This is a genomic window from Myxococcales bacterium (genome assembly GCA_016717005.1).
Taxonomy (GTDB): Bacteria; Myxococcota_A; Polyangia; order Haliangiales; family Haliangiaceae; genus UBA2376.
The window spans coordinates 510,460-521,719 of sequence record JADJUF010000007.1; the positions used below are offsets into that span (position 1 = coordinate 510,460).

General features: G+C 74.3%; 8 protein-coding genes and 3 pseudogenes. 8 read left to right on the forward strand and 3 right to left on the reverse strand.

The window, feature by feature from the left end:
• Positions 1-130: 130 nt before the first annotated feature.
• Positions 131-682: an alpha/beta hydrolase gene (locus IPL61_09060; GenBank protein MBK9031471.1), complete on the reverse strand. Its 552-nt coding sequence runs from the start codon at positions 680-682 to the stop codon at positions 131-133.
• A gap of 70 nt (positions 683-752) precedes the next feature.
• Between IPL61_09060 and IPL61_09065 the strand changes: the two are divergent.
• The 5 genes and pseudogenes from IPL61_09065 to IPL61_09085 all read left to right on the forward strand — a co-directional run bounded on the left by IPL61_09065 (position 753) and on the right by IPL61_09085 (position 3,318).
• Positions 753-1,217: pseudogene (locus IPL61_09065) on the forward strand (class I SAM-dependent methyltransferase).
• Between the two features lie 67 nt (positions 1,218-1,284).
• The gene (locus IPL61_09070) at positions 1,285-1,635 is read left to right on the forward strand and encodes a hypothetical protein (protein MBK9031472.1); all 351 of its coding nucleotides are present in this window, start codon (positions 1,285-1,287) and stop codon (positions 1,633-1,635) included.
• A 51-nt stretch (positions 1,636-1,686) separates the two neighbouring features.
• Positions 1,687-1,920 (forward strand): annotated as a pseudogene (secG, locus tag IPL61_09075) (preprotein translocase subunit SecG).
• Between the two features lie 479 nt (positions 1,921-2,399).
• Positions 2,400-2,807: pseudogene (locus IPL61_09080) on the forward strand (diaminopimelate epimerase).
• Positions 2,808-2,916: 109 nt separating this feature from the next.
• The gene (locus IPL61_09085) at positions 2,917-3,318 is read left to right on the forward strand and encodes a hypothetical protein (GenBank protein ID MBK9031473.1); all 402 of its coding nucleotides are present in this window, start codon (positions 2,917-2,919) and stop codon (positions 3,316-3,318) included.
• Between the two features lie 195 nt (positions 3,319-3,513).
• Here the strand turns inward: IPL61_09085 and IPL61_09090 are convergent, their stop codons facing one another.
• A complete protein-coding gene (locus tag IPL61_09090; protein MBK9031474.1) occupies positions 3,514-5,655 on the reverse strand; it encodes a DEAD/DEAH box helicase in 2,142 nt (713 codons plus the stop codon).
• A 124-nt stretch (positions 5,656-5,779) separates the two neighbouring features.
• Here IPL61_09090 and IPL61_09095 point away from each other — a divergent pair, with 124 nt between their 5' ends.
• Positions 5,780-6,694 carry a cation transporter gene (locus IPL61_09095; protein ID MBK9031475.1) on the forward strand — a complete coding sequence of 305 codons (915 nt, stop codon included), beginning with the start codon at positions 5,780-5,782 and terminating at the stop codon, positions 6,692-6,694.
• Between the two features lie 323 nt (positions 6,695-7,017).
• Positions 7,018-9,150: a hypothetical protein gene (locus IPL61_09100; protein MBK9031476.1), complete on the forward strand. Its 2,133-nt coding sequence runs from the start codon at positions 7,018-7,020 to the stop codon at positions 9,148-9,150.
• Between the two features lie 83 nt (positions 9,151-9,233).
• Here the strand turns inward: IPL61_09100 and IPL61_09105 are convergent, their stop codons facing one another.
• The gene (locus IPL61_09105; GenBank protein ID MBK9031477.1) at positions 9,234-10,493 is read right to left on the reverse strand and encodes a hypothetical protein; all 1,260 of its coding nucleotides are present in this window, start codon (positions 10,491-10,493) and stop codon (positions 9,234-9,236) included.
• Positions 10,494-10,569: 76 nt separating this feature from the next.
• Between IPL61_09105 and IPL61_09110 the strand changes: the two genes are divergently transcribed.
• Positions 10,570-11,259, forward strand: coding sequence for a hypothetical protein (locus IPL61_09110; protein MBK9031478.1), 690 nt, complete (start codon positions 10,570-10,572; stop codon positions 11,257-11,259).
• Position 11,260: the final 1 nt, after the last annotated feature.

Consider the following 11,260-nt stretch of genomic DNA (forward strand, 5'->3'; position numbering starts at 1 on the left):
CCGGAAGACACCCGGCCGGAGCGCCAGCTCCCGATCGGCTGACACCCGGCCGGAATCCCGAGTTCCTGATCCCGAAGTCCGACGTCGAATCCCACCCCGACGCCCGGATCCGGGATCCCGGCCCCCGCCCTCACGCCGCGCGCTGGCTCACGAGCTGGCGCAGCAGCGCCAGCCCCTCGGGCCAGTCGCCGTGGCCCGAGGCGGCGTTGATGTGGCCGGCGCCGGGCACCACCTCGAACTCCGCGCCCCAGTCCGCCGCGAGCGCGACCGCGCGGGCCGCCTCGATGTACGGATCGTCGTCGGAGGTCACCACCAGCGTCGGGAACCGCAGCGGGCTCCGCGGCATCGGCGCGAAGCCGCGCAGCGCCGCCGTCGCGCTCGCGTGCTCGCAGTCGGGCGGCGCGACCAGCATGGCCCCGGCGATCGGGCGCGCGTGCCCCTCGGCCCACGCCGCCACCGCGATGCACCCGAGCGAGTGCGCGATCAGCACCGGCGGCTGGCCGGTCTGGGCCAGCGCGCGCACCACCGCGCGATCGATCGCCTCGATCCACGGATCGCGCTCGGGCGCGAACACCGCGGGCAGCTCGACCCGGCGCGCCCCGCGCAGCTGGGCCTGCCAGCGGGTCTGCCAGTGATCGGGGCCGGAGCCGCCCCAGCCGGGGATGAACAGGCGCGTGCGCATGCCGTCCGTTATATAGGAACCTCATCCGCTGTCAACGCCAGGCCGCCCCGGCCGCGTAGGCTGTCCCGCGATGACCGCCCCGTGCGTCGTGTGCCGCGCCGCCGAGCCGCCCGTCGAGACCGCCACCGTCACGTCGAACGTGCGGGCGTTCGCCCACGAGTCGTTCGCGCTGTGGCGGTGCCCCGCGTGTCGATCGATCCACGCGCGCGATCCGGTCGACCTCGACCACTACTATCGCGACTACCCGTTCGCCCGGGCGCGGCCGTCGCGGGTGCTGCGCTACTTCCACGGCCGCCTGTGGCGCCGGCTGCGCGCGGCCGGCGTCGACGCCCGGGCCGAGGTCCTCGACTACGGCTGTGGCCGGGGCCTCGTGGTCGACGAACTCCGCCGGCGCGGCGTCGACGCCCACGGCTACGACGCCTACGACGCCGACCACCGCGACCCAGCGGTCCTGGCGCGGCGCTACGACTGCGTGCTGGCCCAGGACGTCATCGAGCACGTCGACGATCCGCTGGCCCTGCTCGACACCTTCGCCGGAGCTGGCCCGACCAGGCGGCCTGGTGGCGATCGGCACGCCAGACGCGGCCGCCATCGATCTGGGGGTGGCGGCGCGCTGGCGCCATACCCTGCACCAGCCCTACCACCGCCACCTGCTGGCCCAGCCGGCCCTCGTGTCCGCGGCCACCGCGCGCGGCTGGGCGGTGGTGCGGCACTACCGCCGGCCCTACACCAACACGCCCGTACCGACGCTGAACCTCCCGTACTTGCTGCGCTACCTGCGCGCCGTCGACGACACCCTCGACGTCGCGTTCGAGCCGCCGCGGTTCCGCTGGGCCATGCTCAGCCCGGCGGCGATGCTCGACGCCGTCCTTGGGGGCCTCCGCTGCCCGCCCGCGGACGGCCTGACCATCTTCAGGACCCCGGCGACCGGGTTGCCCCCACCAAGATCCTAGCCGCACTGGCAGCTTGCACCCCTGTGGGGGTTGGGCTAAATGTCCCCCTCTATGTCGACCCTGGTCACGATCCTGCACGTCGTCGTGTGCTTGTTCCTCATGCTCACGGTGCTGCTGCAGCAGGGCAAGGGTGGCGGCATGGGCGGGGCGTTCGGCGGGTCCAACGCTGGCTCGGTGTTCGGCGGCGCGGGCGCGTCGACGTTCCTGCGCCGGCTCACCGCCGCCGCCGCCTCCGTGTTCATGCTGACCTCGATGGTCCTGGCGTTCATCGCCAGCCGCGACGCCGGCGACTCCCTCGAGAAGTACTCCAACAGCGAGGCCGCCAAGCGCAAGCGCGCGCGCGAGGCCGAGCGCCGCGCGTTCGAGACCACCGACGGCGGCGTCACCCCGGACGTCGTCGGCGACGCCGGCGTCGGCACCTCGACCGGCGCGGTCGACCTGGGCACCGTCGAGCCGACCGGCGCGACCGGCGCCGGCGCGACCGGCGCTGAGGTCCCGGCCGAGATCCCCGCCGCGGGATCGGCCGCCCCGACCGTTCCTCCGACGACTCCTCCGACCACCCCGCCCGCCACGGGCACGGCCACCCCGCCCGCCGCGGGCTCGGCCGCGACGGTCCCGCCGATCGTCGCCACCCCGCCGGGCGCCGCGCCCGCGGCCGGCACCGCCAAGCCCCCCGCCGCGCCGGTCGATCCGGCCGCTGGCACCGCCGACAAGCCCGCGCCGGCGGCCCCCGCCGCGCCCGCGCCCACCACCCCGTGACCGCGATGGCCCGGGTCGGCTTCACCAAGCTGCACGGCCTCGGCAACGACTTCCTGGTCGTCGATCTGCGCGCGCTGGCGCCGGCGGTCGCCGCCGAGCTGCAGGAGCCCGCGACCGTGCGCTGGCTGTGCGATCGCCAGTTCGGCGTCGGCGGCGACGGCGTGCTCGCGCTGTCGGCGCCGCGCTCGGCCGGCGCGGTCGCGACGATGCGCGTGCTCAACGCCGACGGCAGCGAGGCCGAGATGTGCGGCAACGGCATCCGCTGCGTCGCCAAGTTCCTGCGCGACGCCGACGCCGCGCTCGGCGACCGGCTGATCGTCGACACCGGCGCCGGGCCGCTGGCCTGTGACGTCCACCTCGGCGTCGACGGCACGGTCGACACGGTCACCGTCGCGATGGGCCGCCCGCGCCTGACCCGCGCCGAGATCCCCGCCACCGGCCCCGCCGCCGAGCGCTGGATCGACGGCCCGATCGCGATCCCCGGCGATCCCGCCGGCGAGCGCCGCGGTCACCGCGGTGTCGATGGGCAACCCGCACGCGGTGGTGTTCGTCGACGACGCCAGCACCGTGCACGACCTGGCCCGCGCGGTCGGCCCGGCGCTCGAGACCCACGCCGCGTTCCCGAACAAGACCAACGCCGAGTTCGCCGCGCTGACCGGCCCCGACGCGATCGCGCTCGGGGTGTGGGAGCGCGGCTGCGGCATCACGCTCGCGTGCGGCACCGGCGCCTGCGCCACCGCCGTCGCCGCGTGCCTCACCGGCCGCGCGACCACCGGGCGCCCGATCGCGGTCGACCTGCCCGGCGGCCCGCTGGCGATCACCGTCGCCCCCGACTACAGCGAGGTCGCCATGCGCGGCCCCGCCCGGCTGGCCTTCGTCGGCGAGGTCGACCTGGGCGACCGCCGCCGCGCCCTGCGCCCCTGATCGGATGAGCGCTGGGCCGCGCGGGATGCCCGCGTCGTTCCGCGATCTCGTCGGGCGCGGGTCCGAGGCCCTGGAGTTCGCGTCCCGGGCGCGGGCCCCGTCGGGGTCTGACCTCGAGCGACCGCGCCGGTCAAGGCCGCGGCCGCCGATCGCCCCGGCACCTGCCGGGGCCCGGCGCCGCGCCCGGCTGACGCGTCAGAACCGCTCGTCGACGCGGCCCAGGCAGGCCTTGATGCGCTCGGACAGCTCGGTGAACTGCTCGAGCTGCGACGCCTCGCCCAGCTTGCGCGCGGTGTTCATGCACCGCACCAGGTACGAGAACAGGCTGCCCTCCTCGTGCTCGAGGCCCTCGCGCAGGACGAAGTCGAGGAAGCCCTGCTGCTCGTCGTCCATGATCGACCAGATCCGCTTCTGCTTCTTGCCGCCGTGGATCTCCGGGTGCGGCACGAGCGCGCAGAACCGCCCCAGCGCCTCCTCCATCCGGCTCGGCACGTACGGGTGATCGCGATCCCAGTCGGCCTCGGCGTCCTCCCACGCCGCCTGGGGGTTGGCGTCGCGCAGCTCGCGCAGCCGGGTCCGGCACCACTCGCGCTTCTTGTCGTCGCCCTTGCGATCGAGGATGCGCTGGACCGCGTCGTGATCGACGAGGAGCTCGACCACGCCGCGGTAGTCCTCGTAGTCGAGCTGCTCGTTGCGCAGCAGGTAGTAGACGAACAGCCCGTCCATCCCCTGCAGCTCCTTGATCATCTGGCCGCCGACCTGGCGCCCGGCAAGGTCGAGCACGCCGATCGCGCGCAGGTTGTCGACCAGCATCGCCAGGGTCTTGTGCAGCTCCTTGCGGGTGCGCTCGTCGGTCAGCAGGTGATCGATCACGGTCACGACGTTGAGCCGCATCGACGGCGGCAGCGACGCCTCGATCGCGTCGACCGGCTCGAGCGGCGGCGCGTCGGCCGGCACGACCTGGCCCGGCAGGCGGTGCGTCGTCAGATCGGGCAGGCCGATCGCCAGCACCTGCTCGGCGGTGATCTTGGTCTTGCTGCGCAGCTCGGCCGGCTCGCCGTTGACGAGGTCGGCGTGGCTCTCGGGCGTCCAGATCAGCTCGCCGGTCCGCTGGGCGTCGTTCCTGGCCCGGCCGTAGACGGTCTTCTTGATCTTGACCTCGTCGATCGCGCCGCGCTTACCGGCCAGCTTGAGCTCCTTGCGCAGATCGACGGTGATCTGCTCGGGCGCCAGCGCGATCGCCAGGCCGCGATCGTCGAACTGCGGCCGCCCGGCCCGGCCCGCCATCTGGTGGAACTCGGCCGGGGTCACCAGCCGCGGCTCCTTCTTGATGACCTTGCGCAGCGCCGGGAAGACGACCGTGCGCGCCGGCAGGTTGATCCCGGCGGCGATCGTCTCGGTCGACACGACGAACCGCAGCTTGCGCTCGAGGGTCAGCTCCTCGACCAGCTGCTTGTAGCGCGGCAGGATCCCGGCGTGGTGGATGCCGATGCCGTGGGTCAGCAGCGGCCGCAGCTCCTTGGCGACGCCGCTGGGCAGGAGCGCCGCGTCGCAGCGCTTGTCGATCTCGTCCTTCTCGGCGTCGGTCGTGAACCGCCGGCAGCTCTTGAGCAGCCGCGCGACCTCGAAGCACAGCTCGCGGCCGAAGCAGAAGATGATCGCCGGCACGTCGCCCGAGTGCGCCAGGCCCTTGACCACGTCGATCAGCAGCTCCTCGCGGAACTGGTGCTCGAGCGGGATGCGGCGCTCGCGCGAGTCGATCGACAGCATCTTGACCTTGCGCGTCAGCTCGACCCAGTGACAGAAGCGCTCGGGGTGGCCGACCGTCGCCGACAGCACCACCAGCTGCGACCGTGGATCGAGCCCGATGATCGACTGCTCCCAGACGTAGCCGCGCTCGGGATCGTTGAGGTAGTGGCCCTCGTCCATGATCACCAGATCGGCCGGGCACACGTTCTTCTCACCGACGATCCGGTTCCACAGGATCTCGGCGACCTCGACCTGGATCGGCGCCGAGCGGTTGATCTTGTAGTCGCCGGTGGCGAAGCCGACGTGCTCCTCGCCGAAGTCGACCGACAGCTCGCGGAACTTCTCCTCGGTCAGCGCCCGCAGCGGCGTCGTGTAGACCACCTTCTGCCCGCGCGCGAGCGCCGCGAAGATGCCGGCCTTGGCCATCATCGTCTTGCCGGTGCCGGTCGGCACCGTCACCAGCACGCTCTGGCCGCCGATGATCGCGGTGATCGCCCGCTCCTGGACCGGGTACGGCTCGCGCCCCTGCGACCAGAAGAAGCGGTCGACGAACGCGAGCTCGAGATCGGCGGCGGAGGGAGCGCTCACCGACGCACCCTGGCACGGGCGGCCGCCGAGCCGCAACCCACGGGCCGCGGCCGCCGGCGGCGACGCGACCATTCGCCCCGGGGCCGGCGCTTGCCGGGCCGCCGGCGCCTGGGATGATGTCGGGATGAGCGCCGCCGCTGATCGCCCCCAGGACGAGCGCGCGCTGCGGCTGTCGCTCGCGATCTACGTCGTCGCGATGATCGCCAAGCTGGCCGCGTGGTGGTGGACCGGGGTGATGGCGCTCCTGGCCGAGGGCCTGCACACGCTCTCGGACGTGTTCGTGACCGGGTTCCTGCTGCTGGCCGTGCGGTGGTCGCGGCGCCAGGCCGACGACGTCCACGTCTACGGCTACGGCCGGGCCCAGTACATCGGCGCGCTGGTGGCGGCGGTGCTGTTCGTGTCGTTCACCGCGTTCGAGCTCTACCGCGAGGGCATCACCCGCCTGGTCGGCCACGAGGTCGCGCACCCGGCCCAGGACGTGCCGATCGCGCTGGTCGTCCTCGGCGGCTCGATGCTGCTCGGCGCGTGGCCGCTGGTGGCGCTCGTGCGCCAGCGTCAGCGCGGCGCCGCGGCCCGGGCCCAGCTGCTCGAGCTGATCAACGATCAGCTCGGCCTCGCCGCGGCGCTGGTCGGCACGGTGCTGGTGCTCGAGGGCGTGCCCGCGGCCGATCCGATCGCGTCGATCGTCGTGGCGACGATCATCCTGGTCAACGGCGTCCACCTGTTCCGCGAGAACCTGTCGTACCTGCTCGGCCGCGCGCCGGCCGCCGACGAGCTGGCCCGGATCGAGGCCACGATCCGCGCCACGCCTGGGGTCCGCGGCGTCCACCGCCTGCGGGCCGAGCAGCTGGCGCCGGCCAGCCGCCATGTCGATCTGCACGTCGAGGTCGCCCGCGGGATCTCGATCGAGGCGGCCAACGACATCGCCGAGGAGGTCACCCGGCGGATCGCGGCGCTCACCGCCGGCCCCAACTTCGTCTCGGTCCACGTCGATCCCGAGCGGCCCCACGAGCTGCTCGGCAAGAACGCCAGCGCGTGACGCGGGGCCCAGCGGCGCCCCCAGGGTTCGCGCGGGTCCCGCGCCGATCCGCACAGGCGCGCGAGGTCGAGGCGCGGCGGCGCCGGTCACCGGGTGTCGCGGGCGAGAACGCACCTCGAGCACACCGACCGCTTTGAAGTGCCTGCTGCGACGCGACGTTGCGGGCGCCTCCGGGCGTACGTCCGATGCTCGCTCGTCACGTAGGTCCCGACGCTCCTCGCTGCGCTTCGGGCGTGCGCCCGGATCTGCCTCGCACGTCCGCGTCTCGCGACGGCATCCAAACCGGCCGGTGTTCTCGCCCGCCGCGGTCTACAATGGCCGCCGTGCGCGGCGTGCCCCCAGCCCTCGGTCGCGTCGCGTGGCTGGTCGCCGCGCTGGCCGTCGGCGCGTGCGGCGGTGACGATGCGCTGATCGACGCCGGGCCCAGCGGCCCCGCGCTGACCGTGCCCGACCTGATCGCGCTGCCCTACGTCGCCGCCGGCGCCGGGCCCAGCGAGCTCGCGGTGACGATCGCCAACCCGGGCACCGAGGACGTGCGCGGCGCCGACGGCGGGCCGCTGGCGTGGCGCGTCGACGGCGACGCCGACTTCGCGATCGTCGACGGACCCGCGGCGGTCAGCGCGGGCGGCACCGCCACCCTCGCGTTGCGCTGGGCCGGCGCCGCCGCGCCGCGGATCGCGGGCGCCACGCTCGCGGTCGACTCGAGCGCCGGCCCGCGCGCTGCCGAGCTGTGGGCCGTGGCCGGCGATCCGACGCTGCCACCGGCGACGTTCACGCCGGTGACCGGCCCCGGCGGCGTCACGATCGGCGCCAGCGCGGAGGTCGCGATGCCGACGGCGCCGTTCCCGGCGCCGGGCCGACCGTGGACCGACGCGCGCGTGCACCTGTTCGTGCCCGCGGACTATCGCCAGCGCGACGCGCACGACGTGGTGTTGCACTTCCACGGCCACAACACCACGCTGGCCGCGACGATCCCGGCGCACGGCTACCGCGAGCAGGTGTGGGCCAGCGGCGTCGACGCGATCCTGGTCGTGCCCCAGGGCCCGGTCGACGCGGCCTCGGGCGACTTCGGCAAGCTGGCCGACCCGGCCGGCACCGCGGCCTTCCTCGACGAGGTGCTCGCGGTCCTGTACCGCGCCGGCGCGATCACCCGGCCGGTGCTCGGCGACGTGACCTTGACCTCGCACTCGGGCGGCTACGCCGCGGTCGCTGCGAACCTCGCGGCCGACGCGCCGTTCGCGGTCGGCCAGGTCGACCTGTTCGACTCGCTCTACGGCTACCTCGCGACCTACCGCGACTTCGTGCTCGGCGGCGGCCGGCTACGCTCGAGCTACACCAGCGGCGGCGGCACCGACGGCAACAACCAGACGCTCGCCGCGATGCTGGCCGGCGCCGGGATCGCGGTCGCGGCCGCCCCGACCCCGGGCGCGCTGCGCGACGCCCGCGGGGTCATCTACTTCACCGCCGCGAGCCACGACGGCGCGACCCGCGACGACGGCGCGTTCGGCGAGCAGCTGCGCTGGGGCGGCCGCCACAGCCGCCGCGGGCCCCGGGCCGAGCTGCGCACCGCGGTCGCGGCCGCCGGCGGCGCGACCGTCACCTGGCTGGCGCCGCACGACGACGACGTCACGGGCTGGCGGGTCGAGACCTCACCCGACGGCGCCGCCTGGACCACGGCGGCGACGACCGCCGCTGACGCGGCCACCGCCAGCATCGCGCTGCGGGCCCCGGCGCTGGTGCGCGTCGTGCCGATCGTCGCGGGCGTGGCCGTCGGCGCGGCCCAGCCGACCGACACCGTGCGGGTCGCGCCCGGCGCCGACGCGCCGGTACTGATCGTCGACGGCTTCGATCGCTTGATCGATGGCTCTTCGGGCCGCCTGGCCCACGACTTCGCGGCGCAGGTCGGCGCCGGCGTGGGCCCGCTCCACGCCGCCTCGGCTCGGGCGATCACCGACGACGGCCTCGCGCTGGCGCCGTACCGCGCGGTCATCTGGCTGGTCGGCGACGAATCCGTCGCCGATCACACGTTCACCGCCGCCGAGCGCGCCGCGATCGACGCCTACGTCGCCGGTGGCGGCCGCGTGATCCTGTCGGGCAGCGAGATCGGCTACGAGCTCGGCCCGACCACCGCCGGCAGCGCGTGGCTGGCCGGCCTCGCCGGCGCGAGCTACGCCAGCGACGACGCCGGCGCCAGCGCGGTGCGCGGCGCCGGGCCGCTGGCCACGGTGCCCGACCTCGGCTTCGGCGGGCCCGCCGCCGCCTACCCCGAGGAGTACCCCGACGTCTACGCGGCCACCGGCGCCGGCGTGGTCGTCTTGACCTACGCCACCGGCGGCGCCGCCGCGGTCGGCATCCCCGGCCGCGCGGTCGTCGTCGGCTTCCCGCTCGAGATCGTCGATCGCGCCGAGCAGCGCGCCGCGCTCGTGGCCGCGCTGCTCGCCTTCGTCGCGCCGTGAGTCACCGCGGCGGCGCCGGCGGCGCGTCAGCCCGACGAACGCGGCGATCTTCAGCTCGGCGGCCGCCTTCGTCGCGCCGTGCGTCACTGCGGCGGCGGCGGCTCCGGCGGCGCGTCGAGCCCGACGAACGCGGCGATCTTCAGCTCGGCGGCCTCCTCGACGTGGTCGACCCCAGCGGTGTACGAGCGGGCGCGATCGAGGTTGGTCACGACCAGGTCGGCGCCGATCAGGGTCAGCATCAGCACGTTCGACTCGAACTTCAGCACGGTCAGCACGACGTCGGAGATGCGCAGGTGGATCATCTTGACCAGGCCGGAGAGCGCCGCGACGATCAACACCGCCGAGAGGAACATCGTGATCATGTAGATCAAGCGGACCTGCTTGACGTACTTGACCGCCTCCTCCTCGGACAGCGGCCGGGCCAGGCGGAACCCGGATCGGGCCAGCACGCCCTGCCCGACCACGACCAAGAGGATGCCGGTGATGAAGCGGGTGTCGCCGGTGAACTGGTACGGGATGATCAGGATGACGTACGCGAGCAGCGCGTACATCGGCGCCGCCATCGCGATCAGCCAGCCCGGGGCCGAGCTGCCCGGGAACAGGAGCTTGACCACCATCGACGCGCGGATCAGGCCGGGCATCACCGAGATCGCCTTGGGCGCGAGCTGCAGCATCGCGATCATCGAGAACACGAACGGCATGAGGACCTGGTCCTTCATGCGCCGGACCTCGGCCAGGCTGCCGAAGCCCATCGCCTGCAACGACCTGGCCTTCTCGACCATGCCGGCCTTGGTGTGGGGCAGATCGTCGAGGATCGATCGCAGCGGGTACACGAACACGATGAACGGCGTCAGCATGAACAGCAGCCAGCCCCAGAACAGCCACCGCCGCTGGGTCCGCCAGTGGGCCCAGCGCTTGAGCTGGGTCCAGCAGATCACCAGGAACAGCGCCTCGGCCACCGCCGGCGCCACCTTGACGAACCGGATCGGGCTGGGCAGCGTGCCCGACAAGCCGTTGTACAGACCGATGACGGTGAGCGGCACCAGCGCGCACGCCACCAGGAACAGCACCGAGCGCCGCCACGCCAGGAACGCCTGCAGGTTGGGCTCGGTGATCGGCGGGCTGGCGTGGGCCAGCGCGTAGCGCTCGGCCGGCAGCACCTCGGCCGGATCGATCCGGAGCCGGAACGCGCGCTTGGCGGAGATCTTCAGGAACTTGAGGAAGCTCTTGGCGGGCACCTCCTCGAGCAGCGACACGATCGCGTTTCTGGCTGAGCGCGCGGCCGACGCGGGCGCGGCGGCCTGGGGCGCACCCGGCTCGGCCGGCGGGTCCGAAGGATCCATCCGTCGATAGTAACGTCGGGGCGGCGGCGGGTGTTCCGGGTGGCCGGCGTTCGCGCGGCGTGCGAACGTCGCGCCGATGCGCGCCGAGATCGCTTGCCTGCTCGCGCTCGGCGCCTGCGCGGCCCCGCCCACGACCGTGACCGAGCTGCGCCTGACCGCGCCGGTGGGCGTGGCCGAGCTGGTGCCGGTGCCGGGCGAGGCCCTGACCGTGACCTGGACCGCGACCGCGAGCGGCGCGGCGGAGCTGCGGCTGACGCTCGCGCCCGGGCGCCCGGGCGATCCGGATGTGGCGCTGGGCGACGTCGACGTCGCGCTGGGCGCGCTGACCTGGGGGCTGCCGGCGCCGGCGCCGCGGGCCGGCACGTTCCAGATCGTGGCGACGGCCCACGCCGGCGACGACGTCCTCGCCGAGCTCCGCGGCAGCGCGATCGTGATCGTCCAGGGCGTCGAGTTCCGCGACGCCGAGCTGACCTTCGCGGCGACCGACGTCGAGCGCGACGTGTGGATCACCGCGACCCTGGGCCGGCCGATCGACGTCGAGCTGCGCGCGACGCCGCGGGGCGCCGCGGCGCCGAGCTACCTGCTGGCGACCACGCACGTCGCCAGCGACCTCGCGCCGATCGGCCGGGTGTTCCGGTGGACCGGCGCCGCCCTCGACGGCGCCGCGCTGCCGGCGGGCAGCTACGACGTCGCCGTCACCGTCGCGCCCCAGGGTCGCGCCGGCACTTACCAGGCCGGCGGCCTGGTCGTGCACTGGACGCCGTAGC

Excerpts from the sequence above, each read along its gene's own strand:
- IPL61_09095 (MBK9031475.1), top strand. The coding sequence starts at position 5,780 with ATGAGCGCCGCCGCTGATCGCCCCCAGGACGAGCGCGCGCTGCGGCTG.
- IPL61_09060 (MBK9031471.1), bottom strand. The coding sequence starts at position 682 with ATGCGCACGCGCCTGTTCATCCCCGGCTGGGGCGGCTCCGGCCCCGAT.
- IPL61_09110 (MBK9031478.1), top strand. The coding sequence starts at position 10,570 with ATGCGCGCCGAGATCGCTTGCCTGCTCGCGCTCGGCGCCTGCGCGGCC.
- IPL61_09085 (MBK9031473.1), top strand. The coding sequence starts at position 2,917 with ATGGGCAACCCGCACGCGGTGGTGTTCGTCGACGACGCCAGCACCGTG.
- IPL61_09105 (MBK9031477.1), bottom strand. The coding sequence starts at position 10,493 with ATGGATCCTTCGGACCCGCCGGCCGAGCCGGGTGCGCCCCAGGCCGCC.